General features: G+C 64.1%; 32 protein-coding genes. 12 read left to right on the top strand and 20 right to left on the bottom strand.

Features of this window, described 5'->3' with window-relative positions; translation table 11 throughout:
* Window positions 1–21: 21 nt before the first annotated feature.
* Both leuD and BLR13_RS17010 read right to left on the bottom strand, forming a co-directional pair.
* Window positions 22–627 carry a 3-isopropylmalate dehydratase small subunit gene (gene leuD, locus BLR13_RS17015; protein ID WP_074821542.1) on the bottom strand — a complete coding sequence of 202 codons (606 nt, stop codon included), beginning with the start codon at window positions 625–627 and terminating at the stop codon, window positions 22–24.
* Between the two features lie 85 nt (window positions 628–712).
* Window positions 713–1,111: a metallopeptidase family protein gene (locus BLR13_RS17010; RefSeq protein WP_074821546.1), complete on the bottom strand. Its 399-nt coding sequence runs from the start codon at window positions 1,109–1,111 to the stop codon at window positions 713–715.
* A 108-nt stretch (window positions 1,112–1,219) separates the two neighbouring features.
* Between BLR13_RS17010 and BLR13_RS17005 the strand changes: the two genes are divergently transcribed.
* Window positions 1,220–1,537 carry a hypothetical protein gene (locus tag BLR13_RS17005; RefSeq protein WP_074821549.1) on the top strand — a complete coding sequence of 106 codons (318 nt, stop codon included), beginning with the start codon at window positions 1,220–1,222 and terminating at the stop codon, window positions 1,535–1,537.
* Between the two features lie 5 nt (window positions 1,538–1,542).
* Here the strand turns inward: BLR13_RS17005 and BLR13_RS17000 are convergent, their stop codons facing one another.
* Window positions 1,543–1,779 (bottom strand): hypothetical protein, encoded by a 237-nt coding sequence (locus BLR13_RS17000; protein WP_074821553.1) that lies wholly within the window; start codon window positions 1,777–1,779, stop codon window positions 1,543–1,545.
* A gap of 217 nt (window positions 1,780–1,996) precedes the next feature.
* On the opposite strand from BLR13_RS17000, the gene BLR13_RS16995 reads away from it, so the two are divergent.
* The 3 genes from BLR13_RS16995 to BLR13_RS41090 all read left to right on the top strand — a co-directional run bounded on the left by BLR13_RS16995 (window position 1,997) and on the right by BLR13_RS41090 (window position 3,550).
* Entirely contained in the window at window positions 1,997–2,230 is a 234-nt protein-coding gene (locus BLR13_RS16995) for a hypothetical protein (protein ID WP_074821556.1), read from the top strand.
* Between the two features lie 139 nt (window positions 2,231–2,369).
* Complete coding sequence (locus BLR13_RS16990) at window positions 2,370–2,669, top strand: hypothetical protein (RefSeq protein WP_074831417.1); 300 nt, start codon at window positions 2,370–2,372, stop codon at window positions 2,667–2,669.
* 311 nt (window positions 2,670–2,980) lie between these two features.
* On the top strand, window positions 2,981–3,550 hold the full coding sequence (locus tag BLR13_RS41090) for a hypothetical protein (protein WP_074831419.1): 570 nt from the start codon (window positions 2,981–2,983) through the stop codon (window positions 3,548–3,550).
* Between the two features lie 57 nt (window positions 3,551–3,607).
* On the opposite strand, the gene BLR13_RS16980 is transcribed toward BLR13_RS41090, so the two are convergent.
* The 8 genes from BLR13_RS16980 to ffh all read right to left on the bottom strand — a co-directional run bounded on the left by BLR13_RS16980 (window position 3,608) and on the right by ffh (window position 9,469).
* Entirely contained in the window at window positions 3,608–3,829 is a 222-nt protein-coding gene (locus tag BLR13_RS16980) for a hypothetical protein (RefSeq protein ID WP_074821559.1), read from the bottom strand.
* 199 nt (window positions 3,830–4,028) lie between these two features.
* Complete coding sequence (gene leuC / locus BLR13_RS16975; RefSeq protein ID WP_074821562.1) at window positions 4,029–5,435, bottom strand: 3-isopropylmalate dehydratase large subunit; 1,407 nt, start codon at window positions 5,433–5,435, stop codon at window positions 4,029–4,031.
* A gap of 77 nt (window positions 5,436–5,512) precedes the next feature.
* Window positions 5,513–5,647, bottom strand: coding sequence for a hypothetical protein (locus tag BLR13_RS42260; protein WP_283806909.1), 135 nt, complete (start codon window positions 5,645–5,647; stop codon window positions 5,513–5,515).
* Between the two features lie 136 nt (window positions 5,648–5,783).
* Window positions 5,784–6,164 (bottom strand): 50S ribosomal protein L19, encoded by a 381-nt coding sequence (gene rplS / locus BLR13_RS16970; RefSeq protein WP_074821565.1) that lies wholly within the window; start codon window positions 6,162–6,164, stop codon window positions 5,784–5,786.
* A 105-nt stretch (window positions 6,165–6,269) separates the two neighbouring features.
* Window positions 6,270–6,989, bottom strand: coding sequence for a tRNA (guanosine(37)-N1)-methyltransferase TrmD (trmD, locus tag BLR13_RS16965; protein WP_074831420.1), 720 nt, complete (start codon window positions 6,987–6,989; stop codon window positions 6,270–6,272).
* A gap of 11 nt (window positions 6,990–7,000) precedes the next feature.
* Window positions 7,001–7,525 (bottom strand): ribosome maturation factor RimM, encoded by a 525-nt coding sequence (gene rimM, locus BLR13_RS16960; protein ID WP_074821568.1) that lies wholly within the window; start codon window positions 7,523–7,525, stop codon window positions 7,001–7,003.
* Window positions 7,526–7,544: 19 nt separating this feature from the next.
* Window positions 7,545–7,877 carry a 30S ribosomal protein S16 gene (gene rpsP, locus BLR13_RS16955; RefSeq protein WP_074821575.1) on the bottom strand — a complete coding sequence of 111 codons (333 nt, stop codon included), beginning with the start codon at window positions 7,875–7,877 and terminating at the stop codon, window positions 7,545–7,547.
* A gap of 50 nt (window positions 7,878–7,927) precedes the next feature.
* On the bottom strand, window positions 7,928–9,469 hold the full coding sequence (gene ffh / locus BLR13_RS16950) for a signal recognition particle protein (protein ID WP_074821578.1): 1,542 nt from the start codon (window positions 9,467–9,469) through the stop codon (window positions 7,928–7,930).
* A 565-nt stretch (window positions 9,470–10,034) separates the two neighbouring features.
* Here ffh and BLR13_RS16945 point away from each other — a divergent pair.
* Window positions 10,035–11,015, top strand: coding sequence for an MBL fold metallo-hydrolase (locus BLR13_RS16945; RefSeq protein ID WP_079586261.1), 981 nt, complete (start codon window positions 10,035–10,037; stop codon window positions 11,013–11,015).
* A gap of 140 nt (window positions 11,016–11,155) precedes the next feature.
* Here the strand turns inward: BLR13_RS16945 and BLR13_RS16940 are convergent, their stop codons facing one another.
* Together BLR13_RS16940 and BLR13_RS16935 are read right to left on the bottom strand one after the other, a co-directional pair.
* Window positions 11,156–11,851, bottom strand: coding sequence for an SIMPL domain-containing protein (locus BLR13_RS16940; protein ID WP_074821581.1), 696 nt, complete (start codon window positions 11,849–11,851; stop codon window positions 11,156–11,158).
* Between the two features lie 5 nt (window positions 11,852–11,856).
* Complete coding sequence (locus tag BLR13_RS16935; RefSeq protein ID WP_074821584.1) at window positions 11,857–12,630, bottom strand: GyrI-like domain-containing protein; 774 nt, start codon at window positions 12,628–12,630, stop codon at window positions 11,857–11,859.
* 200 nt (window positions 12,631–12,830) lie between these two features.
* Here BLR13_RS16935 and dapF point away from each other — a divergent pair, with 200 nt between their 5' ends.
* Window positions 12,831–13,703 carry a diaminopimelate epimerase gene (gene dapF, locus BLR13_RS16930; protein ID WP_074821587.1) on the top strand — a complete coding sequence of 291 codons (873 nt, stop codon included), beginning with the start codon at window positions 12,831–12,833 and terminating at the stop codon, window positions 13,701–13,703.
* 14 nt (window positions 13,704–13,717) lie between these two features.
* The gene (gene mtaB / locus BLR13_RS16925; RefSeq protein WP_074821589.1) at window positions 13,718–14,983 is read left to right on the top strand and encodes a tRNA (N(6)-L-threonylcarbamoyladenosine(37)-C(2))-methylthiotransferase MtaB; all 1,266 of its coding nucleotides are present in this window, start codon (window positions 13,718–13,720) and stop codon (window positions 14,981–14,983) included.
* A 132-nt stretch (window positions 14,984–15,115) separates the two neighbouring features.
* On the opposite strand, the gene BLR13_RS16920 is transcribed toward mtaB, so the two are convergent.
* Window positions 15,116–15,751, bottom strand: coding sequence for an RluA family pseudouridine synthase (locus BLR13_RS16920; protein ID WP_244525256.1), 636 nt, complete (start codon window positions 15,749–15,751; stop codon window positions 15,116–15,118).
* Window positions 15,752–15,908: 157 nt separating this feature from the next.
* Between BLR13_RS16920 and ftsY the strand changes: the two genes are divergently transcribed.
* The gene (ftsY, locus tag BLR13_RS16915; protein WP_074821593.1) at window positions 15,909–16,856 is read left to right on the top strand and encodes a signal recognition particle-docking protein FtsY; all 948 of its coding nucleotides are present in this window, start codon (window positions 15,909–15,911) and stop codon (window positions 16,854–16,856) included.
* 145 nt (window positions 16,857–17,001) lie between these two features.
* The gene (locus tag BLR13_RS16910; protein ID WP_074821596.1) at window positions 17,002–17,601 is read left to right on the top strand and encodes a septation protein A; all 600 of its coding nucleotides are present in this window, start codon (window positions 17,002–17,004) and stop codon (window positions 17,599–17,601) included.
* A gap of 208 nt (window positions 17,602–17,809) precedes the next feature.
* Here BLR13_RS16910 and BLR13_RS16905 read toward each other — a convergent pair whose 3' ends face one another.
* From BLR13_RS16905 to ccmA, 6 genes are all read right to left on the bottom strand, one after another.
* On the bottom strand, window positions 17,810–18,178 hold the full coding sequence (locus tag BLR13_RS16905) for a ComEA family DNA-binding protein (RefSeq protein ID WP_074821599.1): 369 nt from the start codon (window positions 18,176–18,178) through the stop codon (window positions 17,810–17,812).
* Between the two features lie 112 nt (window positions 18,179–18,290).
* The gene (locus BLR13_RS16900; RefSeq protein WP_074821602.1) at window positions 18,291–18,887 is read right to left on the bottom strand and encodes a DsbE family thiol:disulfide interchange protein; all 597 of its coding nucleotides are present in this window, start codon (window positions 18,885–18,887) and stop codon (window positions 18,291–18,293) included.
* Window positions 18,887–19,063: a heme exporter protein CcmD gene (ccmD, locus tag BLR13_RS16895; RefSeq protein WP_074821605.1), complete on the bottom strand. Its 177-nt coding sequence runs from the start codon at window positions 19,061–19,063 to the stop codon at window positions 18,887–18,889. Before ccmD ends, BLR13_RS16900 begins: the two co-directional genes overlap by 1 nt.
* Window positions 19,064–19,067: 4 nt before the next feature.
* Window positions 19,068–19,799 carry a heme ABC transporter permease gene (locus tag BLR13_RS16890; protein WP_074821607.1) on the bottom strand — a complete coding sequence of 244 codons (732 nt, stop codon included), beginning with the start codon at window positions 19,797–19,799 and terminating at the stop codon, window positions 19,068–19,070.
* Window positions 19,800–19,885: 86 nt separating this feature from the next.
* Complete coding sequence (gene ccmB / locus BLR13_RS16885; protein ID WP_074821609.1) at window positions 19,886–20,554, bottom strand: heme exporter protein CcmB; 669 nt, start codon at window positions 20,552–20,554, stop codon at window positions 19,886–19,888.
* Window positions 20,551–21,153, bottom strand: a complete 603-nt coding sequence (gene ccmA, locus BLR13_RS16880) for a heme ABC exporter ATP-binding protein CcmA (RefSeq protein ID WP_074821612.1) — start codon at window positions 21,151–21,153, stop codon at window positions 20,551–20,553. Before ccmA ends, ccmB begins: the two co-directional genes overlap by 4 nt.
* Window positions 21,154–21,376: 223 nt before the next feature.
* Here ccmA and acnA point away from each other — a divergent pair, with 223 nt between their 5' ends.
* From acnA to BLR13_RS16865, 3 genes are all read left to right on the top strand, one after another.
* The gene (acnA, locus tag BLR13_RS16875; protein ID WP_074821614.1) at window positions 21,377–24,097 is read left to right on the top strand and encodes an aconitate hydratase AcnA; all 2,721 of its coding nucleotides are present in this window, start codon (window positions 21,377–21,379) and stop codon (window positions 24,095–24,097) included.
* A 157-nt stretch (window positions 24,098–24,254) separates the two neighbouring features.
* A complete protein-coding gene (locus BLR13_RS16870; protein WP_074821615.1) occupies window positions 24,255–25,016 on the top strand; it encodes a DUF1223 domain-containing protein in 762 nt (253 codons plus the stop codon).
* Between the two features lie 456 nt (window positions 25,017–25,472).
* Window positions 25,473–25,859: a DUF2794 domain-containing protein gene (locus BLR13_RS16865; RefSeq protein WP_074821617.1), complete on the top strand. Its 387-nt coding sequence runs from the start codon at window positions 25,473–25,475 to the stop codon at window positions 25,857–25,859.
* Window positions 25,860–26,299 lie beyond the last annotated feature (440 nt).

The following is a 26,299-nucleotide window of genomic DNA, read 5'->3' as shown; positions in this document are numbered from 1 at the left end:
CGGGGCTTCTTCCGGAAAGGATCAGGCCCAGGCGCGCTCTTTTTTCGCCTTGGCTTCGTAGCTGTCGATCGAGGCCTTCTTCTCCATCGTCAGTCCGATGTCGTCGAGGCCGTTCATCAGGCAATGCTTGCGGAACGGGTCGATCTCGAACTTCACCGTGCCGCCGTCGGGGCCGCGGATCTCCTGCTTGGCGAGATCGATCGACAACGTCGCATTGGAGCCGCGGTCGGCATCGTCGAACAGCTTGTCGAGGTCGTCCTGGGTGACGCGGATCGGCAGAATGCCGTTCTTGAAGCAGTTGTTGTAGAAGATGTCGCCGAACGAGGTCGAGATCACGCAGCGGATGCCGAAGTCCAGCAGCGCCCACGGCGCGTGCTCGCGGCTCGAGCCGCAGCCGAAATTGTCGCCGGCAACCAGCACCTTGGAATGCCGGTAGGCCGGCTTGTTGAGGATGAAATCAGGGTTCTCGCTGCCGTCATCCTTGTAGCGCTGTTCGGAGAAAAGCCCCTTGCCGAGGCCGGTGCGCTTGATGGTCTTCAGATACTGCTTCGGAATGATCATGTCGGTGTCGACATTGATGATCTTCAGCGGCGCCGCGACGCCTTCCAGTGTGGTGAACTTTTCCATCGATCGCTTCCCGGTCTAAAAAATGAGGGATAGGGCCGTCATTTATCGCGAATACCGTCCCGGCAAAAGGCCCAATAACGCAAATCTAGCCTGCATTGGCCTCGATCGCCTCCATATCGGCGTCCGAGAGCCCGAAATGGTGTCCGATTTCGTGAATCAGGACGTGGCGGACGATATGGCCCAGCGTTTCCTCGTGCTCGGCCCAGTAGTCGAGGATCGGCCGGCGGTAGAGCCAGATCATGTTGGGCAGGCGGGCGATGTCGCCATGGCTCTGGTGCGGCAGGCCGGTGCCCTGGAACAGGCCCAGCAGGTCGAATTCGGATTGCGCCTGCATCTCGTCGAGCACTTCGTCGGTCGGAAAATCATCGACGCGCAGGATCACGCCTTCGCACAGGGTGCGAAAGTCCGCCGGCAGGCGCTCGAATACCTCATGCGCCATGGCTTCCATGTCGGCGAGCGAGGGGGCTTTTGCTTCGGTCCACATGTCGCCTTTCTAGCGTGCGTTTCCGGCCGTCGATACTGCCTTGCAACGGTTGACCTTGGCCCGCCAATCGGAGACCGTACGGCCCGATATCTGGCTCGGGTGGATGGAATGAAGCGGATTGTGACGGTCGCAATATTGGCTGCCTTTGCGGGGCTCTTACTCCCGGGAGTGTCGGCGCAGGCGCAAACGGCGTCGTCGGGGTTGCGCAGCGCACCGGCGCCCGCGATCACGGACGCCTCTTCCCAACGCCGCCGGCCGCTGCGGCGCGTGCCGATCTACCGGCCCGATTGGGAGCTGGACGTCTATCCCCGCTACAACCCGGGCCCCAACGCGGTGCGGGATTGCACCGCGACCTATGTGCAGGAGTACCGGCCGAGTGGCGCGGTGATCACCCCGCGCATGAACTGCTACTGGCGGCGCGGCTGAGCGCTCTATCGTCGCACCTGGCGTCCGCGTGCGGCGCCGATCAGCCCGGCGCCGACGACAAGCGCTGATGCGCCGTAGACCAGGATCGCCATCGCCACCTGGGTGAGATGACCTGCGGTTCCCATGCCGCCGCCCGGGCCCTGCGAGGCGAGCGCGGCATTGGCCCACCACACTTCCGTAACGACCACGGCAACTGCGAGCGCAGCGCGCGATATCGAACTGCGTATGCATGATGATGTCATGACGATCTCCTGAAGAAGAAGCTCAAGAAGATACGACGATAGTCTACGCCGGTTTTGCGCACGTGCGTGAAAATATTGTCGCAGCGCTGCGGAACAACGATACGTGATCCGCATTCATGTTCGTGGCGCAATCATTCACATCGCATTCACGTGAGCAGCTTCAGCATGTGAACTGCGTCGCGTCGATGCGGCTCACATGAACCCAAGGAGACCATAGATGCAGGTGACGAAAGTACTCGGGCTCGCGGCCGTCGGCGCATTGCTCGTTCTCGCGGCTCCGACCGAACGCGCACAAGCACTGTCGCTCAGCAATCCCGCCGCCGCCACAGCGGTGCAGCAGGATATCAAGGCGGATACCACCGAAGTGAGGTGGGGACATCATCATGGCTGGCACCGCGGCTGGCATCGTCACCACCGCTGGCACCATCATCGTCACTGGCGCCGCTGGTAATATCTCACAGAATTCAAATAGGCCCGTTGATCGCGGGCCTATTTTCGTTTCAGCCGTCACTGGCGCATGATGTCGCGGTTGCGAAACCGGCCCGATGGTTTCACGTTATCCGCGTATCGATCCCAATCAGGAGTTCATCATGAAGCGTTTGATCGGCGCCGCCCTTGTCGCGGGCGCACTTTGGTTTGCCGGCCCATCGGCGATCAACCAGGCCGTCGCGGCGACGCTGCGGGTGAAGGCGCAGAGTTTCGCCACGAAAGCTGCGACCGACTTCAGCGCGCGACGCTACCATCGGCACCATTATCGTCACTACGGCTATCGCCCGTATCGTCCCTATTATCAGCCCTACTACTACGCGCGGCCGTACTACTATCGGCCGTATCCCTATTACGCACCGGCACCGTTCCCGTTCGGCCTCGGCTTTGGTCCGTTCTGGTGATGATGAATCTCTTCCGTCGTTCCGGCCAAGCGAAGCGCGAGCTCAGATATGCAATGGCACATCGGGGGATCCATACTGCGTGATCTATCGATGAGGCAGTTTGGCTGACGCCTCGCGTAACAACCAAATCCTGTGGTTATGGGTCCCTGCTTTCGCAGGGACGACAACAGAGATTTTCTCCACGACCCGCGCATTCATGGCGCGTTCACGCGCCTGTCTCTAACGTCATGTTGGGAGCGACCGCACACCAACGCGGCGAAGCCAGCCGCCGTGCGGCGCAAGGCGTCGTCGCCGGCCAGGGAGGTTCATCGATGATGATTTCCAATCCCGGACGCGGCGTTGTCCGCCGTCTGGGCCTTGCGGCTGCGGCGATCTTCGTTCTCGCGGCCAGCCCACAACAGCGCGCCGAGGCGCTTTCGCTTGCCAGTCCGGGCACCGCGCCGTCAGCGAAAGTCGCGACCGACGGATCGATGATCCAGGTTCGCGGCGGTCATGGCGGTGGTGGTCATGGCGGTGGTGGCCATGGCGGCGGCGGTTTCCACGGAGGAGGTGGTGGCTTCCACGGTGGCGGAGGCTTTCACGGCGGTGGATTTCACGGCGGTGGTTTTCGCGCCGCGCCCGTGTTCCGCGGTGGTGGCTATGGCGGCTACCGCGCATTTCACCATGGCGGTTATCGCCAGGCCTACTTCCGGCCGCACTTCTTTCACCGGCATCACTTCCGGCGTTTCTACGGACCGTCCTACTATCCGGCCTATTACGGCTATGCGCACCGCTACTGCCGGGTGGTCTGGACCTATTACGGGCCGCACAGGATCTGCCGGTATCGCCCGTGGTGGCATCACCATCGGCACCATCGCTGGCATCACTATCGCTACTGGTGAGATCTCGCCAAAAAGAAACAGGCGCCCGATCGGGCGCCTGTTTTTCTTGTCGCGGGCTTAGCTGCCCCAGCCCCAATCCTTGAACTTCCAGGACTTGATCTTCCATGGCGTGATGTTCTCCAGCCGCCACTGCTCGAGCCGTTCCGATCGATGGCTGAGACGCGAGGTTTCCCTGGTCCCCGCCGCCGGCGGCAGGTCGACCATGCGTGACTGATTGCTGCGACGCGACTGCTTGGTCGCCTCGCTGATCATATCGACGAATTCGGGCTTATCCGCCATGGCTGGTTCCCTCACGAAAGTCCTTCCGCAAGGGATCAATCTGCGCCCAGCCCGTTAACGAGGCGTTTCCAGAACGCCTCGTTGTCGAGACAAACCGCGCGTTTTGTTCTGACGCGTTTTCTGCCGCAGATAAGTCTACGCAATCTGCGCAAGCTTGATTGCTAGGCGAAGCGGTGCCCGCGTCGCTCGAAAACGCTTTTTAACGCCATTCCCGAATGTCGACGAAATGCCCGGCAATCGCCGCGGCCGCCGCCATCGCCGGCGACACCAGGTGGGTGCGGCCCTTGAAGCCCTGACGGCCCTCGAAGTTGCGGTTCGAGGTCGAAGCGCAGCGCTCTTCCGGCGCCAGCTTGTCGGGGTTCATGGCCAGACACATCGAGCAGCCCGGCTCGCGCCATTCGAAGCCGGCCGCAATGAAGATCTTGTCGAGGCCTTCGGCTTCCGCCTGCTCCTTCACGATGCCCGAGCCCGGCACGATCATCGCGTTGACATGGGCGTTGACGGTCTTGCCCTCGGCGACCTTGGCGGCTGCGCGCAGATCCTCGATGCGGCCGTTGGTGCAGGAGCCGATGAAGACGCGGTCGAGCTTGATGTCGGTGATTTTCGTCCCCGCCGTCAGGCCCATATATTTCAGCGCGCGATGCTTCGACAGCCGCTTGGCTTCGTCGGCGATCTGGTCGGGGTCCGGCACCAGGCCAGCGATCGACACCACGTCCTCGGGCGAGGTGCCCCAGGTCACGATCGGCGGCAGCTTGGCGGCATCCAGCTTGAGCTCGTGATCGAAATGCGCGCCCTGGTCGGAGCGCAGCGTGTCCCAGTAACGCATCGCGGCGTCCCAGGCCTCGCCCTTCGGCGACTTCGGGCGGCCCTTGAGGAATTCGAATGCCTTCTCGTCCGGCGCAATCAGGCCGGCGCGGGCGCCACCCTCGATCGACATGTTGCAGACGGTCATGCGGCCTTCCATCGACAGCGCGCGGATCGCATCGCCGGCATATTCCAGCACGTAGCCGGTGCCGCCGGCGGTGCCGATCTCGCCGATGATCGCCAGGATGATGTCCTTGCCGGTGACGCCGTCGGGCAATTTGCCGTCGACCGTCACGCGCATGTTCTTGGCCTTTTTCTGGATCAGCGTCTGCGTCGCCAGCACATGCTCGACTTCGGAGGTGCCGATGCCGTGCGCCAGCGCGCCGAACGCGCCGTGCGTGGAGGTGTGGCTGTCACCGCAGACGATGGTGGTGCCGGGCAGCGTAAAGCCCTGCTCCGGGCCGATGACGTGGACGATGCCCTGACGCTTGTCGAATTCGTTGAAGTACTCGATGCCGAATTCCTTGGCGTTCGCTTCCATCACCCGCATCTGCTCGATGCTTTCCGGATCGGGATTGGGTTTGGAGCGGTCGGTGGTCGGGATGTTGTGATCGACCACGGCCAGCGTCTTCTCGGGTGCGTGCACCTTGCGGCCGGTGGCACGCAGGCCTTCGAAGGCCTGCGGCGAGGTCACCTCGTGCACCAGGTGGCGGTCGATATAGAGCAGGCAGGTGCCGTCATCTGCTTCGTGCACCAGGTGGTCGTTCCAGATCTTGTCGTACAGCGTGGTCGGTTTGGACATGAGCGTAAGCTCCAAAAGAAATTCGATGTGAGGGTCAGGCGCGGCGACGCGCGAGCAGAAGGAGATTCAGCGCAGCATCAGGCTGCGCGGCTAAGCTCTGAGGTCGCCGAGGTCGCAAAGCGTCCGAAGAAGCGGCCAGGCAGCCGCGAGCGGTCGTCGATCACGATGGGGGCGACGCGCCGGCCGGCTTTGCTGGTCTGATCTGGAACCATTTTAAATTTCTAACACAGGCCCCGTGGCCGCGACAATCAATCGATTGGACAGGGCAGATGTCCATATAGGTACCGGGCAACAAAAAAGCGCGGGGCAAAACCCCGCGCTTTTGGTCGCATCTCCTTAAGAGATGAATTACTCGCCGACGGCCGCAGCGCGTTCGGTCTTTTCGACGATGCGGGCCGACTTGCCGCGCAACTGACGCAGGTAATACAGCTTGGCGCGACGCACCTTGCCGCGGCGCACCACCTTGATCGAGTCGATCATCGGCGACATCACGGGGAATACGCGCTCGACGCCTTCGCCGTAGGAGATCTTGCGAACGGTGAAGCTCTCGTTGAGCCCGCCGCCGGAACGGCCGATGCAGACGCCTTCATAGGCCTGCACGCGGGTGCGTTCGCCTTCGACCACCTTGACGTTGACGATCACGGTATCGCCTGGGCCAAATTCCGGGATCGTCTTGGTGGCGGCGAGCTTGTCGAACTGCTCTTTTTCGAGCTCTTGAATGAGGTTCATTGAAATCTCCATCGGCGGCGCGCCCAGCCAGTCCAGCGCGGGCTGCGAACGTCCATCTATCCATGCGCGGATTTGGCGCCCGTATAAGGCAAAGGCGCGCGCTTGTCACCCGTCTGTCGTGCTTTTTGTCCCGGTTTGGCGGGACTTTGTGGCCCACAGATCCGGCCGCCGCGCCCGGGTCAGGACCTCGGACTCGGCCCGGCGCCAGGCCGCGACCCTGGCATGGTCGCCGGAAGTGAGGGTTTCCGGGATGGTCCGGCCCTCGAACTCCTGCGGCCGGGTATATTGGGGGTATTCCAGTAGTCCCTCGGAAAAGCTCTCGTCGGTGCCGGAGGCCAATTTGCCCATCACGCCCGGCAACAGCCGCACGCAGGCGTCAATCAGTGCCATCGCGGCGATTTCGCCGCCGGACAGCACGTAATCGCCGATCGAGACCTCCTCGAGGTTTCGCGCGTCGATCACCCGCTGGTCGATGCCCTCGAACCGGCCGCAGACGATCAGGGGCCCCGGCCCCGCGGCGAGTTCCACCACCCGCGACTGGGTCAATGGCCGACCCCGCGGGCTCATCAACAGGCGTGGACGGCTCTGGTTGACATCCGCAGCATCGATCGCCGCCGCCAGCACGTCCGCCCGCAGCACCATGCCCGGTCCGCCGCCGGCCGGGGTGTCATCGACGCTGCGGTGGCGGTCGGTGGCGGAGTCCCGGATGTCCCGCGCTTCCAGCGACCAAAGCCCCGAAGCCAGCGCCTTGCCCGCCAGGCTGACGCCGAGCGGTCCCGGAAACATGTCCGGAAACAGGGTGAGAACGGTGGCGCGCCAGGTCATCGGGGAACCCATCACGTGATCGTCGGGACGTCGTCGCCTTCAATTTCCTGCGGCAGTTCGATCACCACGCGTCCGCCGGCAAGATCGACCGTGGGCACCACCGCGTTGGTGAACGGCAGCAACAGCGTCGGGCCCGAGGGCGGCGCGATCTCGATGATGTCGCCGGCGCCGAAATTATGGATCGCCAGCACGCGGCCGATCGGCTCATTGGCCGCATTGACCGCGGCAAGCCCGATCAGGTCGGCGTGGTAGTATTCGTCTTCGTCGGTCGCGGGCAATTTTTCGCGCGCGACATAGAGTTCGATGCCGTTGAGGCGTTCGGCGTCCGCGCGGGTCGCGACACCTTTCAGCGTCGCCACCAGATGGTCCTTGGCCGGACGCGCGTGCGTCACCTCGAATTGGCGCGCGCCGTCTTTCGTCGTCAGCGGGCCGTAATCCATCACGGCCAGCGGGTCTTCGGTAAACGGCCACAGTTTTACCGCGCCGCGCACGCCATGCGCGGCGCCGATCCGGGCGACGCAAATCGGTGCTGCCACCGTCGTGCGCCGCTACGCCTTACTTCTTCGCTGCGGCTTCGGCGTTGGCCTTGCGCTCCTTGCGCGGCACGGCCTTTTCCGGGTTGTTGCGCGCGGCGCGCTTGACGACGCCGGCGGCGTCGAGGAAGCGGGTCACGCGATCCGACGGCTGCGCGCCCTTGGCGAGCCAGGTCTTGACCTTGTCCATGTCGAGCTTGAGGCGCGCCTCGTTGTCCTTCGGCAGCAGCGGATTGAAATGGCCGAGACGCTCGATGAAGCGGCCGTCGCGCGGAAAGCGCGAGTCGGCGACGACGACGTGATAGACCGGACGCTTCTTGGTGCCTGCGCGAGCGAGGCGGATAACGACTGACATTTAGTTCTCCTGCGTGTGGTTGGATGGATGTGTTGGTGAATTGATCGCGATTACTTTTTCTTCCCGGGAAAGCCGAGGCCCGGCAAATTCGGCTTGCCGCTGAGCCCGGTTAAACCCGGTAGATTCGGCAGGCCTGAACGAAGGCCGGCCGGAAGATCCTTTGGCAGTGCGGGCATGCCGCCCGGTGCGGCGCCGCCCGGCATCTTCTCCGCCAGCGCCTTCATCTGTTCCGGCGACGGCATGCCGCCGCCAAAACCCATCGCCTGCGCGATGCCGGCCATCGGGCCGCGCTTGCCCGAACCCATGGCCTTCATCATGTCGGCCATGTTCCGGTGCATCTTGAGCAGCTTATTGACTTCCTCGACCTTGGAGCCGGCGCCTGCGGCGATCCTTTTTTTACGGCTGGCCTTGAGGATGTCGGGGTTCTTGCGCTCCTGCCGCGTCATCGAATCGATCACCGCGACCTGGCGCTTGATGATCTTGTCGTCGATGCCGGCGGCCGAAATCTGGTTCTTCATCTTGGCAATGCCGGGCATCATGCCCATCAGACCGCTGATGCCGCCCATGTTCGCCATCTGCAGCAACTGCTCGCGCATGTCTGACAGGTCGAACTGACCCTTGCGCATCCGCTCGGCGGTGCGCGCGGCCTTTTCGGCGTCGATATTGGCGGCGGCCTTTTCGACCAGCGACACCACGTCGCCCATGCCGAGAATGCGCCCGGCGATGCGGCTCGGATGAAAATCTTCCAGCGCGTCGGTCTTTTCGCCGGTGCCGATCAGCTTGATCGGCTTGCCGGTGACCGCGCGCATCGACAACGCGGCACCGCCGCGACCATCGCCGTCGACGCGGGTCAGCACGATGCCGGTGAGGCCGACGCGCGCATCGAAGGCGCGGGCGAGGTTGACGGCGTCCTGGCCGGTCAAGGAATCCGCGACCAGCAGCACTTCATGCGGATTGGCGACGGTTTTGATCTCCGCCGCTTCGCTCATCATTTCTTCGTCGAGCGTGGTGCGGCCGGCGGTGTCGAGCAGCACCACGTCGTAGCCGCCGAGCTTGCCGGCTTCCAGCGCGCGGCGCGCGATCTGTGCGGGCTTCTGGCCGGCCACGATCGGCAGCGTCGGAATATCGAGGTCGCGGCCGAGCACCGCCAACTGCTCCATCGCCGCCGGGCGGTAGATGTCGAGCGAGGCCATCAGCACCTTGCGCTTGTCGCGCTGGGTCATGCGGCGCGCGAGCTTGGCGGTGGTGGTGGTTTTGCCGGAGCCCTGCAGACCGACCATCATGATCGCGATCGGCGGCACCGCGTTGAGGTCGATGGTCTGGCCGTCGGAGCCGAGCATGTTGACCAGCTCGTCATGGACGATCTTGACGACCATCTGGCCCGGTGTGACCGACTTGACGACGGTAGCGCCGACCGCCTGTTCGCGGACGCGATCGGTGAAGCTGCGGACCACGTCGAGCGAGACGTCGGCTTCCAGCAGCGCGCGGCGCACCTCGCGCATCGCGGCATCGACGTCGGCTTCCGACAGCGAACCGCGGCCCGTCAGCCGATCGAGAATCCCACCAAGCTTTTCCGACAGATTGTCGAACAATGCCGTTATCCTCTGTCCTGCATCTTGCAGGCGCTTAATTCACCACCGTCATACCCCGCGAAGGCGGGGTATCCAGTACGCCGCAGCCTCTCGGTTCAAACGAGCAACTCCGGGATACTGGATCACCCGCCTTCGCGGGGTATGACAACCTGAACGCCAGGTCGTGTTCCAAACACTTCTGCGCCCGAGGGCGCATCGCGCTGTCGGGCGTTGGCCTCCGGTCTCAGGGACCGGGCGGCGGGTCGAAAAGAACGTCTTTCCGAGAAGTTGGCGCGTTAAACCCCCGGAAAGAGGCAAAGTCAAGCAAAGTTGCTAAGGATTACTATTATACCTCCATCAAGCCATTGTAATAGCTGAGGTTTCAGGAATTCGGAAAATTTCGGCGCAGAGCGCAGGGGTCCAAATGGCCGCAGGGTTCCCGTTGGGCCGGCGCACGCCATATATCGGGACATGCCTCCTCCCTCCCTTCCTTCGTGATCCCCTCCCGTGCCCATCACCCGCCATCGCTTCAGTGCTAGCCGGCGCCGCCGCGGCCGTGGGTGTGCCGTCAATCTGGATGTCCCTCATGAAAACCTATGACGGCCCCGTCTCCGACCATTTCGATGGCCTGCATTTCTTCGATCCCGACGGCGCGCCGCCGAAATCGCTGGACGAGGTGCTGCGCTGGCAATTCGGCTCCGGCCGAAAGCGCGAAGACTGGCCGGAGTGGGTGCCGAGCCCCCATGCCGACACGCCGCCGGCGCGGGTCGAGGGCAACAAAGTGCGGCTGTCGTTCGTCGGCCATGCCAGCTGGCTGATCCAGACCGCGGGCCTCAATATCCTGGTCGATCCCGTGTGGTCGATGCGCGCCTCGCCGTTCTCGTTTGCCGGACCGAAGCGGCACAACGATCCCGGCATCGCGTTCGACGCGTTGCCCAGGATCGATATCGTGCTGGTGTCGCACGGCCATTACGACCATCTCGACCTCGCGACGCTGTCGAAACTCGCCGCCAGGTTTTCACCGCGGGTGATCACGCCGCTCGGCAACGACGTCACGATGCGCGATGCGGATGCGGCGATCAAGGCCGAGGCGTTCGACTGGCAGGATCGCGTCGAGCTCGGCCATGGCCTCGCGGTGACCCTGGTGCCGACGCGGCACTGGTCGGCGCGCGGATTGTTCGACCGCAACAAGGCGCTGTGGGCGAGTTTTGTTTTGGAGACGCCGGCCGGCAAGCTCTACATCGTCTGCGATTCCGGCTACGGCGAGGGCAAGCATTTCCGCCGCGTCGCCGAGAAGCACGGTCCGCTGCGGCTGGCGATCCTGCCCATCGGCGCCTATGAGCCGCGCTGGTTCATGAAGGACCAGCACATGAATCCGTCCGACGCCGTGAAGGCGCTGGCCGATTGCGACGCGCAGCAGGCGCTGGCCCATCATCACGGCACGTTCCAGTTGACCGACGAAGCGATCGACGCGCCTGTCATCGCGCTCGGCGAGGCGCTCGATCAAGCGAAGATTCCGCGCGAGCGGTTTGCGGCATTGAAGCCGGGGCAGGTGGTGGAGATCTAGAAGGCTCGGGGAAAGTAATCCCTCATGGTGAGGAGGCGCGAAGCGCCGTCTCGAACCATGAGGCCCGTAGCCCATCCTTCGAGACGCGCGCTATGCGCGCTCCTCAGGATGAGGACTGCAGGCGTAGCTATCGATCGCCTTCATTCCTTCGGCTTGATCGCCCAGGACACGCTCACGCTCACCGACAGCGTCTCTTCGCCCTGCGCCACCGCGGCACCGGCCGCCATCGGAGCCATCATCTTGCCGCGCAAGACAGGTGGGGCCGAGCCTTCCTCGGAAATGCTGAGCGGTTCGCCGAGCGTCACGCCGGCGGCCTTGGCGTAGATTTCGGCCTTGCGGCGAGCGTCCGCGACAGCCTTTTCGCGGGCGTCGTCGAGCAGTTTCGAGGCCTGCGACACCATGAAATTGATGCCGCCGAGTTCGTTGGCGCCGGCGCCGACCAGGACGTCGATGATGCCGGCAACCTTGGTAACGTCGCGCAGCCGCACGGTGACGCGGTTGCTGGCGCGATAGCCGACCACGGGCGACGGGCCGGAGCGGTTCGGCGCGTATTGCGGCTGCAGCGACAACCGCGAGGTCTGATAGTCCTTCTCGTCGATGCCGGCACCCTTCAGCGCCAGCAGCACCTTGCCCATCGCCGCATTGTTGGCGTCGGAGGCCTCGCGCGCGGTCTTGGCGTCGGAGGTCACGCCGCCGTCGATCTGCGCCTGGTCCGGCGGCACCGAGACGGTGGCATCGCCGGTCACGGAGATCGCCGGCGGCGGCGCCGTCTCGGCCGACGCGGGCGCGGCGAGCCAGGTGGCGGCGGCGACGACGAGCGCGAGCGAATGCTTCATGGGTCTCACTTCAGCGGCACATAGACGTTGATCACCAGCTTGTCTTCGGCCGTCTTCAAGGGATCGGTGATGTATTCCTCGATGAAGGTGTCCTTGGCTTCCAGCTTCTTGTCGTCGAGGTGATTGGTGATCGCCTCATAGGTGTTGTCCATGTTGTCGTAGGAGCCGCGATGGACGAATTTCAGCGCGTTGCCCTCGGGCGATTTGCCCATGCTCATGTCCTTGGCGAGGTTCTTCGGATCCTGTTCGACCGGAATTTCGGCCAGGAAGGTGAAGCCGGTATCGTCGGTCGAGGTGTAGACGATCATCGAATTGCCTGCCGCCTTGATGCCCTGCTTGTCGAGCAGCGCAGTCAGCGCCTTGAACGAATCGATCAGGGTGTCGAACGCCGCATCCCAATTGGCGGTGCCCTTCATGACCACCACCTTTTTGGGCTCCAGCACGAACGGCTCGCCGAAGGGGTCGGCGGTCTGGACGGTCGCGGCGGGCGGCGGGGCGGCCGGGGTCTGTGCGGTTGCCGGCGGGGGTGAGGGTGCTGCCGACGGGCTCGCGACCGGGGCCGGCGTCGCAGCCGGTGCTGGTGTGGCCGATGCGGCCGGGGTGGGTGTAGCCGCCGGTGTCGCCGTGGAGGGTGCGGAGGCGGGCGGTGCCGGGGTGGCCTGCGGGCTCGGGGTTGGCGTGGCGGCCGGGGTCTGCGCCAGGGCGGCGCCGGCAAGCGCGATCGCCGCGACTGATATCAGCGCGACCAGGGCCGAGCGGAAACTGCGGATACGGTTCATTCAGGTATTCTCCATCCCACCAAAGCGCCTGCGGCACATCAAGCGCTCGCGGCGTGTCCCGGCCGATGCCCGCAAAAGGCGCAACGGGTTCCTAACACGCGGGGCGTGCTTTCGTCCCATGACAGATGCGTCATGCACCTCTGCGCACTAGGCAATTGGCCAACATTCGCCATATAAGCAGGCGGAAATTAGGAAAATCCATGAGCGCGCTCGCCAATCACGCCTTTGCCAAGATGAACGGGATCGGCAACGAAATCGTCGTCGTGGATCTGCGCGATTCGAAGGCCGGCGTCACGGCCGAGGAGGCGCGCGCGGTGGCATCGCCCGCCGGTGTGCCCTATGACCAGTTGATGGTGCTGCAGCCGCCGCGGCTGCAGGGCACCGAGGCCTTCATCAAGATCTACAACAATGACGGCTCGGAATCCGGCGCCTGCGGCAACGGCATGCGCTGCGTGGTGCGCCGCCTGTTCGAGAAGACCGGCCAGTCCGCCGCGACGTTCGAGACCCGCGCCGGGCTGTTGAACTGCTGGCAGGGTCCGGCGCCCGATCTCTATACGATCGACATGGGTGCGCCGAAGTTCGGCTGGCAGGATATTCCGCTGGCGGAAGAATTTCGCGACACCCGCTACATCGAATTGCAGGTCGGGCCGATCGACGCGCCGATCCTGCATTCGCCCTCGGTGGTGAGCATGGGCAACCCGCATGCGATCTTCTGGGTCGACGACGTCAACGCCTACGACCTCGAACGCTTTGGGCCGCTCCTGGAAAATCACCCGATTTTCCCCGAGCGCGCCAACATCACGCTGGCCCATATCGTCGATCGCGACCACATCACGATGCGCACCTGGGAGCGCGGCGCCGGATTGACCCGGGCCTGCGGCTCGGCGGCTTGTGCGACCGCGGTCGCGGCGGCCCGGCTCAAGCGCGCCAACCGCACGGTTGAAATGACGCTGCCCGGCGGCAAGCTTTCGATCGAATGGCGCGAGCGCGACGACCACGTGCTGATGACCGGCACCGCCGATTTCGAATATGAGGGCCGGTTCGACCCGGCGCTGTTCGCGTCGGTTGCTTAAGGGGCTGGCGTGAGATGAGCGTCGACGTCCTCACCTTCGGCTGCCGCCTCAACGCCTTCGAGTCCGAGGTGATCGCGCAAGAGGCCGAGCGCGCCGGGCTTGCCGATACCGTCGTCATCAACAGTTGCGCCGTCACCAACGAGGCGGTGGCGCAGGCGCGGCAATCGATCCGGCGGCTGAAGCGCGAACGGCCGGACGTGCGCATCGTCGTCACCGGCTGCGCGGCGCAGACTCAGCCGGACATGTTTGCCGCAATGAGCGAGGTCGATCGCGTCGTCGGCAATGACGATAAAATGCGCGGGCAGGCCTGGCGCGACGCGCGCTCCGCGTTCGATGGCGGCTTTGGCATCGAGGCCAGCGAAAAAATCGCGGTCGCCGACATCATGTCGGTGAAGGAAATGGCGCCGCATCTGCTCGACGGCTTCAAGACCGGCCTGCCGCGGGTGTTCGTGCAGGTGCAGAACGGCTGCGACCACCGCTGCACCTTCTGCATCATCCCTTACGGCCGCGGCAATTCGCGCTCGGTACCGATGGGCGCCGTGGTCGATCAGGTCCGCGCGTTGACCGCGCACGGCCATGCCGAGATCGTGCTGACCGGCGTCGACATGACGAGCTACGGTGCCGATCTACCGGGCGAACCGAAGCTCGGGCAGCTCACAAAACAGATCCTGCGGCATGTCCCGGAACTGAAGCGCCTTCGGATCTCGTCGATCGATTCGATCGAGGCCGACCGCGACCTGCTCGACGTCATCGCGGACGATGCGCGGCTGATGCCGCATCTGCATCTGTCGCTGCAGTCCGGCGACGATCTGATTCTGAAGCGGATGAAACGGCGGCATTCGCGCCGCGACGCCATTGAATTTTGCGCGCATGTGCGGCGGCTGCGGCCGGATATTGCTGTTGGTGCCGACATCATCGCGGGCTTTCCGACCGAGACGGAAGAGATGTTTTCCCGTTCGCGGGACCTGGTCGATGAATGCGATCTCACCTTCCTGCATGTGTTTCCCTACTCCAGGCGCCCGGGCACGCCGGCGGCGCGGATGCCGCAGGTGGCGGGCGAGGCGATCAAGCAACGCGCGAAGCGATTGCGCGCGGCGGGTGAGGCGGCGTTGCAAAGGCGTCTGGCGTCGGAGACGGGCGCAACGCGTCAGGTTTTGATCGAGAGCGGGAGCCAGGGCCGCACCGAGCATTTCCTCCCCGTGGCGATTGAGGGTGAAATGCCGGGCGCGGTGATGGCGCTGGTTGTCACGGGAAATGATGGTTCGCGGTTGACAGTGTGAGCTGTCATCGCCCGGCTTGACCGGGCGACCCAGTACGCCGCGGCTTCTCGATTCAATCACACCCGTCTCTGGAGTACTGGATCATCCGCTTTCGCGGATGATGACAAAGGAGGGTGGGAGAGGGGGAGGAAGCTACTCCCCGTTCCAGCCGCACTTGCGCAGCCGCTCATGCATATGTTCCGGCGCCGGCGCCACGACGCGCACCGGCTCCTTGTTTCGCGAAATCGGAATCCCGATCTCGCGCGAATGCAGATGCAGGATCGGCTCGCCGAAACGCGGGCCGCTGCCATAGATGTTGTCGCCGACGATCGGCCAGCCCGTGGCTGACGTGTGCACGCGCAGTTGATGGGTGCGGCCGGTGACCGGCTCCAGCGCCAGCCAACAGAGGCCATCGCCGCGTCCGCAGACTTTCCAGTTGGTGACGGCTTTTTGACCGTCCGGGTCCGGCTTCTGCCACCAGCCCCGTTCCTCGTTGAGGCGGCCGAGCGGCATGTCGATGGTGCCTTCGTCCTCGCTGGGTCCACCTTCGACCACCGCCCAATAGGTCTTGGAAATCTTGCCGTGCTTGAACAGCAGGCCAAGCGAAGCGGTGGCCTTGCGGTGGCGGCCCAGCACCAGACAGCCGGAGGTATCCTTATCGAGCCGGTGGGCCAGCACCGGCGGCCGCGGCAGGCCGTATCGCAGGCCGTCGAACGAGGCCTCCAGATTGGCGCCGCCCTTGGGGCCGCGATGCACCGGCAGGCCGGCGGGCTTGTTGATGACAAGCATCAGGCCGTCGCGGTGGAGCACGCGGGCCTGGATTTCTTCCGCCGAAAGGCCTGGGATATCAAACGATTTCCCGCGGACATCAAGTGATGCCGGGGAAACGTCGAACGGCTTGTTGTGACTTTCGCTCATGGCGCGAAACCGCTAACACAGCGCCGACATGAACGATACCACTCCCGGAACCCCCAAATTGAGCTGGTGGCGGCGGCTCTCGGGCGGCCTGAAGCGAACCTCGAGTTCGCTTGGGTCCGCCGTTGCCGACCTCGTCACCAAACGCAAGCTCGACCGCGCCATGCTCGACGATATCGAGGATGTGCTGCTGCGCGCCGATCTCGGCACCGAAGTCGCCGGCCGCATCGCGACCGCCGTCGGCGCCGGCCGCTACGACAAGGCGATCTCGGCCGACGACGTCAAGACGGTGGTCGCGACCGAAGTCGAGAAGGTGCTGTCGCCGGTGGCAAAGCCGCTGGAGATCGACTCGTCGCAAAAGCCGTTCGTCATTCTGGTGGTCGGCGTCAACGGCTCCGGCAAGACCACCACCATCGGCAAGCTCGCGGCGAAACTTTCCGCCGAGGGTCGCACGCTGATGCTGGCGGCCGGCGACACCTTTCGTGCCGCGGCGATCGAGCAGTTGAAGGTCTGGGGCGAGCGCACCCGATCGCCGGTGATCGCCGGTGCGCAGGGTTCGGATTCGGCAAGCCTTGCCTTCAATGCGCTGACCGCCGCCAAAGAGCAGAAGATCGACGTGCTGCTGGTCGATACCGCCGGCCGGCTGCAGAACAAGGCCGAGCTGATGAACGAACTGGAAAAGGTCGTTCGCGTCATCAAGAAGGTCGACGCCTCGGCGCCGCATGCGGTGCTGCTGGTGCTCGACGCCACGGTGGGACAAAATGCGCTGTCGCAGGTCGAGGCATTTCATCGTACCGCAGGGGTCACCGGTCTCGTGATGACCAAGCTCGACGGTACCGCGCGCGGCGGCATTCTGGTGGCGCTGGCGGAGAAGTTCAAACTGCCGGTGCACTTCATCGGCGTCGGCGAGGGCGTCGACGACCTGGCGCCGTTCACCGCGCGGGATTTCGCCAACGCGATCGCAGGGATTGAGTCTTAGGTTTTAACTTGTCATGCCCCGCGCAGGCGGGGCATCCAGTACGCCGCGCCGCTGATTGGAATCGAGGCGCTTTGGAATACTGGATCACCCGCTCCAGTGCGCAATTGCGCACAAGGCGGGTGATGACGGCAACACAGGGAATGAAATGGACAAGACCCAGCCGCACCCGCTGTTCAAGCTCGCGACCGAACTCGGTCCGCTGCTGGTGTTCTTTGTCGCCAACGCCAAAGCTAATCTGTTCGTCGCCACCGGCGCGTTCATGGTGGCGATCGTGGCGGCGATGATCGCGTCCTATGTGGTGACGCGGCACATTCCGATCATGGCGGTCGTCACCGGCGTCATCGTCATCGTGTTCGGCACGCTGACCCTGGTGCTGCACGACGAAACCTTCATCAAGGTGAAGCCGACCATCATCTACGGCCTGTTCGCCGCGATCCTCGGCGGCGGGCTTTTGTTCGGCCGCTCCTTCATCGCCATCATGTTCGACCAGATGTTCAACCTGACGCCGCAGGGCTGGCGCATCCTGACGCTGCGCTGGGCGCTGTTCTTCTTCGGCATGGCGATTTTGAACGAAATCATCTGGCGCACCCAGTCGACCGACTTCTGGGTGAACTTCAAGGTGTTCGGCGTGACGCCGCTGACGATGGTTTTTGCGATCGCGCAGATGCCGCTGACCAAGCGCTACCATCTGGAGCCGGCCACGCTCGAGGCGAGCGAGGCGGACGGCGGGGATGTGCGGAAGTAGTTGTTGCGTGTCCCGGCCGCGGCGCAGCGTTCTTCACGATGCGACGCAGAGCCGGGACCCACACTTCTCGCCCCGCACGATGGGCCCCGGCTCTGCAGCGCACCGCTTCGCGATGCACTGCGTCCGGGGCACGGGGTGAGCGAATCGCCAAAGAAAAACGCACCGGCGCAGGGCGCCGATGCGTTCTTCAGATCGAGGCTGGACGCAATCAGCTCTTCTGCTTGGCGATGATCTTGTCCTTGATCCCGTCATAGGTCTTCTGCGGGACGATGTCCTTGTTCACCAGGTCGTCCTTGCCCTTGTAGGGGCGGCCCGCGATGATCTTGGCCGAATAGGCCTTGCCGATGCCGGGCAACGCGTCGAGCTGGTCGGCGGTTGCGGTGTTGATATCCAGCAACTCAACCTTCGGCGCGGGCGCCATCTTCGACTCGGCGGCGGGCGCCTTCGGAGCCGGCGCCATCATCTTGCCGTCGGATTTGGCGGCGGGCTGCGCCGTCTGGGCCATCGACGGGGTCGCCGTCAGCATGCCCAAAGTGAGCGCGGTAGCGAGAACGGAAGCGAGGGTAAAATGACGCATAGAAGTGTCCCTCCAAGGACGGTTTAAGTAACGCCATTAAGCTAGCTTCGGATTCATGGCGGCGCCATGGCCCCAGAATGAACGGCAGATAAAAGGCCGGAAATATTTGGGTTTACGTCCCCGCTCTCAGCGCCTTCTCGATCTCAACCTTCAGCACACTGTCGATATTGTCAGGCGTCACCGGCCCGACCATCTTGTAGAGGATGGTGCCTTCGCGGCCGACCACGAAGGTCTCGGGCACGCCGTAGACGCCCCACTCGATCGAGCCGCGGCCGTTGGCATCGACACCGACGATGCCGAACGGATTGCCGTAGCGGCCGAGGAAGCGGCGGGCGTTGTCGGGGGAATCCTTGTAGTTGATGCCGACGACCTGCAGCCGCTTGTCGTTGGCCAGTTGAACGAACAGCGGCGCTTCGTCGTGGCAGGGCACGCACCAGGACGCCCAGACGTTGACGACGCTGACCTTGCCCTTGAACGCTGACGGATCGAGCCCCGGCACCGCGGCGCCGTTGACGACGAGGCCTTCCAGCGCCGGCAGCGCGGTTTGCGGTGCCGGGCGGCCGATCAAGGCCGAGGGGATCTTGGAGGGATCGCCGCCGTGCAGCCGCACCAGAAACAGTCCGGCGAGGGCGGCGAAGCCGATCAGCGGCAACGCCACCACCCAGCGCCGGTTGCGCGGGGGAACCTCCGATTGCGTCGGCTCACTCATCAGATTTCCGTTGCGTTGCGGCCGGACCGGCGCGTGACGCCGCTGGCCTCGAGTTCGCGCAACCGCGCCTTCTGCCGGCGATAGTCGATCGCGATCCAGGCGATCAGGATCAGCACCACGGCCGTCACCAGCGCATAGGACGTCACGATGAAGGAGGCGTAGGGACCGAGCGCCATCGCGTCACGCCGCCTGCTGGCTGGCTTGCATCATCTGCAAGGTTCGGACGCGGCGGCGCAGGATCTCGTTGCGCATCGCCGCCAGATGCAGGGTGACGAACAGCAGCGAAAATCCGATCGCCATCACCAGCAACGGAATCAGGAAAGCTTTATCGAGTGTTGGTCCACCCATCCGCATCACCGAGGCCGGCTGATGCAGCGTGTTCCACCAGTCGACCGAGAATTTTATGATCGGCAGGTTGAGCGCGCCGACCAGTGTCAGGATCGCGGCGGCCCGCGCCGCCCGCGAGGGATCGTCGACCGCGCGCCACAGCGCGATCAGGCCGAGATACATCAGAAACAGGATCAGCACCGAGGTCAGCCGCGCGTCCCATTCCCAATAGGTGCCCCACATCGGCCGGCCCCACAGCGAGCCGGTGACCAGCGCGAGGAAGGTGAAGGCGGCGCCGATCGGTGCGGCGGCCTTGGCGGCGACATCGGCGAGCGGATGCCGCCACACCAGCGTGCCGAGCGCCGAGAGACTCATCACGCCCCAGACGAACATCGACAGCCACGCGTTCGGTACGTGGATGAACATGATCTTGACGGTGGCGCCCTGCTGGTAGTCGTCGGGCGCCATCGCCGATTGATAGAAACCGATCAGCAGCAGGATCGCGGTCGCGCCCGCCAGCCACGGCAGCACGCGCGCCGTCAGCGACAGGAATTTCGTGGGGTTGGCGAGGTCGAGCAGCGTCATGGCATCCTGATAGTCGTCAGCGGCGGGGCAGGCAATGCGGCTTGGTTTGTTTCATTTCGCCTCCGCGAGAGTTGATCGGCGTCAAACTAGTCCAACCCATGCCGCAGGCTGGCCGCAGCGGCAAACGGCCCGATCACGAAACTCACCAGCGACAGCGCGCAGAGGATCGAAAACGGCGTTCCGAACGACAGCGGCCCGGATATCGCGGCCTGCGAGGCCGCGACGCCGAAGATCAGCACCGGGATCGACAGCGGCAGTACCAGCACCGCCAGCAGCAACCCGCCGCGATGTAATGTCACGGCCAGCGCCGCGCCGATCATGCCGGTAAAGGTCAGCGCCGGGGTCCCCACCAACAGCGTCAGCGCCACCGCCGCGGTCGCGGCGGCATCGAGGTTCAACAGCAGCCCGAGCACGGGGGTTGCGATCACCAGCGGCAACCCGGCGGCGAGCCAGTGCGCCAGCGCTTTCGCCGCACAGGCCAGTTCCAGCGGGGTCCGGCCCATCACGATCAGGTCGAGGGAACCGTCGTCATGGTCCGATGTGAACAGGCGATCGAGCGTCAGCAGGCTCGCCAGCAGCGCGCCGAGCCAGAGGATCGCGGGGCCGAGCCGGGTCAACAGCGCCAGATCCGGTCCGATCGCGAACGGCATCAGCACCGTGACGGTCAGGAAAAACAGCACACCGATCAGCGCGCCGCCGCCGACGCGCAGCGCTATCCTGATGTCCCGCCGGATCAGTGCGGCGAGGGCGGTCATGTCGCGCCTCCTATCCGCAGCTCCTGCGCCTCGATGCCGAGCGGGGCGTGGGTGGCGGCGATGACGATGCCGCCGCGGGCGAGATGGTCGCGCGCTAGTCCGGCGAACAGGTCCTGCCCGGCCGCATCAAGCGCCGAGGTCGGCTCGTCCAGCAGCCAGACCGGCCGCCGCACCGCCAGGAGCCGGGCGATCGACAGCCGCCGCCGCTGACCGGCCGACAAATACGCCGCCGGCAGATGGGTGGCGTGGCCGAGCCCGACCGAAGCGAGGCATTGGCCGGTATCTGCGCCATCGCCGCCGAGAAAATCGCGCCAGAACGACAGGTTTTCGGCGACGCTGAGTGCGGGCTTCATCGCGTCGCGGTGGCCGAGATAGTGGGATTGTTCCGGCAGGGTCAGTTCGGCTTCGCCGCCTTCCAGGTCGAGCGACCCGCCCGCCGGCGCCAGCAGCCCGGCGATCATGCGCAGCAGCGAGGTCTTGCCCGATCCGTTGGGGCCGGTGACGGCAAGCGCCTGGCCGGACGAAGCCTCGAAATCGAGGCCCGAAAACACCTCGCGGCCGCCACGCATGCAATTGATCAGGCGTCCCGAGAGCCGCATCTTGTCCCTTCACAGCCCTCTAAAAACCTATGGGTAGCGCATCCAAATTTGTGGGTCGCGCCCTGCTGCCGCGCGATTGTCGTGGTGGCGGCGCTTCTAGAAAGATTCTATAAGTCCGGAACTTGATGCAGCACACAATCGGCCGCCGCAAGCCAATAGGCTGACCAAACGGCGGTGCTTGAATACCCTTGCCGGGTATAACTGAGAATTGGGATTTCCTCACATGACCTCGCTCGACAGCTTCAAATGCCGCAAGACCCTCAAGGTCGGTGGCAAGACCTACGTTTATTACAGCTTGCCCACCGCCGAGAAGAACGGTCTGAAGGGAATTTCCAAGCTTCCTTATTCGATGAAGGTGCTGCTCGAGAACCTGCTGCGGTTTGAGGACGATCGCACGGTCAAGAAGGCCGACATCATCGCGGTGTCGAAATGGATGAAGACGCGCAAGCTGCAGCATGAAATCGCGTTCCGTCCGGCGCGTGTGCTGATGCAGGATTTCACCGGCGTGCCGGCGGTGGTCGATCTCGCCGCGATGCGCAACGCGATGCAGGCGCTCGGCGGCGACGCCGAGAAGATCAATCCGCTGGTGCCGGTCGATCTCGTCATCGACCACTCGGTGATCGTGAACTTCTTCGGTGACAACAAGGCGTTCGGCAAGAACGTGGTCGAGGAATACAAGCAGAACCAGGAGCGCTACGAGTTCCTGAAGTGGGGCCAGAAGGCGTTCTCGAATTTCTCGGTGGTGCCGCCCGGCACCGGCATCTGCCATCAGGTCAATCTGGAATATCTCGCGCAGACGGTGTGGACCCGCAAGGAGAAGCTGACGGTCGGCAAGAAGACCGGCACCTTCGAGGTGGCCTATCCCGACACGCTGGTCGGTACCGACTCGCACACCACGATGGTCAACGGCCTCGCCGTGCTCGGCTGGGGCGTCGGCGGCATCGAGGCGGAAGCCGCGATGCTCGGCCAGCCGCAATCGATGCTGCTGCCGGAAGTGATCGGCTTCAAGCTCAAGGGTTCGCTGAAGGAAGGCGTGACCGCGACCGACCTGGTGCTGACCGTGACGCAGATGCTGCGCAAGCAGGGCGTGGTCGGCAAGTTCGTCGAGTTCTACGGCCCCGGCCTCGATCATCTCTCGGTCGCCGACAAGGCCACCATCGGCAACATGGCGCCGGAATATGGCGCGACCTGCGGCTTCTTCCCGGTCGACGCCGCAACCATCGATTATCTCAAGACCTCCGGCCGCAAGCCGGAGCGCGTCAAGCTGGTCGTGGCCTATGCCAAGGCGCAGGGCCTGTTCCGCACCGCCAAATCCGCCGATCCCGTGTTCACGGAAAAGCTGACGCTCGATCTTGCCGACGTGGTGCCGTCGATGGCCGGACCGAAGCGTCCCGAAGGCCGCGTCGCGCTGCCGGCGGTTGCTAGCGGTTTCTCCGCGGCGATGACCACCGAATACAAGAAGGCCGCGGACATCTCGAAGCGCTATGCGGTCGAGGCCCGCAATTTCGATCTCGGCCATGGCGACGTCGTGATCGCGGCGATCACCTCCTGCACCAACACCTCGAACCCGAGCGTGCTGATCGGTGCCGGCCTGCTGGCCCGCAACGCCGCCGCCAAGGGTCTGAAGGCGGCGCCCTGGGTCAAGACCTCGCTGGCGCCGGGCAGCCAGGTGGTCGCGGAGTATCTTTCCAATTCCGGTCTGCAACTCGAACTCGACAAGGTCGGCTTCAACCTGGTCGGCTTCGGCTGCACCACCTGCATCGGCAACTCAGGCCCGCTGCCGGAGGAGATTTCGAAGTCGATCAACGACAACGGCATCATTGGCGCCGCCGTGCTGTCGGGTAACCGCAACTTCGAAGGCCGCGTCAGCCCCGACGTGCAGGCCAACTACCTCGCCTCGCCGCCGCTGGTGGTGGCCTACGCGCTGGCGGGAACGGTGACCAAGGATCTCTCGGTCGAGCCGATCGGCAACGGCAAGGACGGCAAGCCGGTGTACCTGAAGGACATCTGGCCGACGACCAAGGAAATCAACGCCTACATGAAGAAGTTCGTCACCGCGACGATCTTCAAGAAGCGTTACGCCGACGTGTTCAAGGGCGACGTCAACTGGCGCAAGATCAAGACGGTCGAGAGCGAGACCTATCGCTGGAACATGAGCTCGACCTATGTGCAGAACCCGCCCTACTTCGAAGGCATGAAGAAGGAGCCCGAGCCGATCGTCGACGTCGTCGATGCGCGGATCCTGGCGATGTTCGGCGACAAGATCACCACCGACCACATCTCGCCGGCCGGTTCGATCAAGCTGACTTCGCCGGCCGGGAAATATCTGTCGGAGCACCAGGTGCGTCCCGCGGACTTCAACCAGTACGGCACGCGGCGCGGCAATCACCAGATCATGATGCGCGGCACCTTCGCCAACATCCGCATCAAGAACTTCATGCTGAAGGGCGCCGACGGCAACATTCCGGAAGGCGGCCTCACCAAGCACTGGCCCGACGGCGAGCAGATGTCGATCTACGACGCCGCGATGAAGTACCAGGAAGAGCACGTGCCGCTGGTGGTGTTCGCCGGCGCCGAATACGGCAACGGCTCGTCGCGCGACTGGGCCGCCAAGGGAACCCGGCTGCTCGGCGTTCGCGCCGTGATTTGCCAGAGCTTCGAGCGCATCCATCGCTCGAACCTGGTCGGCATGGGCGTGCTGCCGCTGACCTTCGAGGACGGCACCTCATGGTCGTCGCTGGGCCTGAAGGGCGACGAGAAGGTCACGATCCGGGGCTTGCAGGGCGAGCTGAAGCCGCGTCAGACCCTGACGGCGGAAATCGTGTCCGGCGACGGCTCGCTGCGGCGCGTTCCGCTGCTGTGCCGCATCGATACGCTCGACGAGCTCGAGTACTACCGTAACGGCGGCATTCTGCAGTATGTGCTGCGCAATCTCGCGGCCTGACGCGGATTTGTGATCGGTGCCTCACTGCGAAGTGAGTGGCGACAAGCAAGAAGGCGGCCTATGAAAAGGCCGCTTTCGGCGTTTTGGGGCACGCTCACAGGGATCAGATCATGCCCCGTACAAATACGGATGGAAATCGCCACGACCGGTTCGCACTATGACAGCGATGATGGTTTATAATCGTATTTCGCGGTGGTCCGGCGCGCTCAGTGTCTGCGCAATCGTCGCCGTTATCCGCCCCGCCCATGCCGATCCGCGCGCGGTAGTCGAGCTGTTCACCTCGCAGGGATGTTCATCCTGTCCGCCCGCCGACAAGATCCTCGGCGAGCTCTCCAAGGACCCCTCGGTGATCGCGCTGAGCATGCCGATCGACTATTGGGATTATCTCGGCTGGAAGGACACGCTGGCGGACTCGCGCTTCAGCGCCCGTCAGAAAGCCTATTCGCATATGCGCGGCGATCGCGACGTCTATACGCCGCAGGTGATCGTCAACGGTTCGGCGCATGTGATCGGCAGCGATCGCGACAGCATCGAAGGCGCGATCAAGGATACGATCAAAGCCGATGGCGTGATGTCGGTGCCGGTGACGATGACCCTGTCCGGCAAGCAGATCAATGTGTCGGTCGCCGCCAGCAAGGCGCCGATGATCGCCCACGGCGAGGTCTGGATCTGTTCGGTCTCGAAGGCGGTGCCGATCTCGATCGGGCGCGGCGAAAATCGCGGCCGGGAAATCACCTACTACAATGTGGTGCGCAACCTCCTGAAGGTGGGCGACTGGAACGGTAGTTCCGGAAGCTGGACCGTGCCGATCGAGAATATCTCGCGCGACGGCGTCGATGCCGCGGTCGTCTATGTCCAGGACGGCAATCGCGAGAAGCCGGGCCCGATGCTCGGCGCGGCCTATACGCCGCTGCGGTAAGCTCGCTGGTATTTTGGGAACGGATGTCGCGGCTGCCGGCGGAGGCTGGCGGCCATCGAAACGTGGCCGGCGCCAGGCAGAACGTCAGAGCAACCCCAGAAACGAAAAAGGACCAACTTTCGTTGGCCCAAGGTTCGGGATTAACTCCCCTGCGAACAGGCCCGATCCCGACGGCCCCGGGGGGCTGGGGGCTGAGGAATCCGGAACCGAAAGGACCGGGCCAACGCAGGATTATCTTCTCGCAATCCAGCGGGGCGCCCGATGGGCAGAAGTAGGGCAGCAATAAGATTCCACTAACGATCGCGTGACTCGATACTTCCTGCGGTATCGGGAGAAACCGCGCCGGACAATCGGTCGCGGCTTCCGCCGATATCCAGCTCCCGCCATGGCTACAAAGGCTCTTGCGACGCTCCGCGGTTAGCGCAATCATGTCATGGAGATGACAGGAGGCACCCGATGAGTTCGATGTCGGAGGACGGCGATCCAAGCGAGAACCGCGCAGCGGCGCGCGCGGCCGTTGCGAGCCCCGGGCAAGCTGTTCCCTTGCAAAATCGCGTCACGTTCAATCGCCTCGAACTCAATCGCATCCTGAACCTGTACGGCCGCATGGTCGCCGACGGCGAGTGGCGCGACTACGCCATCGACTTTCTGAAGGACCGCGCGGTGTTCTCGGTATTCCGCCGCGCCTCCGAAGTCCCGATCTATCGCATCGAGAAAGATCCGCGGCTGGCGCGCAAGCAGGGCATCTACAGCGTGATCACGGCGACCGGGCTGATCCTGCGCCGCGGCCACGAGCTCGAACGCGTGCTGCTGGTGATCGACCGCAAGCTGGCGGTGGTGTAGGAGACTTGAGCGCGACGGCCCCTATCAGGGCGCGTACTCATATCGAGTTCGTTCGTTGCGGGCTTGACCAATGTCCGCTGTGCCCCGATAGCGACCAAATTCCGCGCCGCAGCGAAATGACGCGATGTGCCAAAATCGGACTTATGTGTTGACGGCGACCTCGGTCTGACGACGCGCTTCGAGGGGCTTTGGAGCCGCCTCGTTTCATCTTTCGTATGCTCACTGGCAGGCGTACATCTGTCCGTCGTCAAGCTCGGTCATGGTACCGGACTTGCACCCGATGGCGTTGCGCGCCTGGCAGTTATCCCACCCGCTGCAGCCGTACCAGGGGCCGCCCGCATAGTAGGCCCTCACTGCGTAGTGAGGGGTGCTACTAATTGAACGACGAGACCTGACGCTATTGCGTCTTGATGGTCCCGTTCGCGTTGAAGTTGCCCTTC

This window comes from Bradyrhizobium ottawaense (assembly GCF_900099825.1).
GTDB lineage: Bacteria > Pseudomonadota > Alphaproteobacteria > Rhizobiales > Xanthobacteraceae > Bradyrhizobium > Bradyrhizobium ottawaense_A.
The sequence above is the reverse complement of the archived record's forward strand: the minus strand, read 5'-3'. Positions and strand labels throughout refer to the sequence as shown.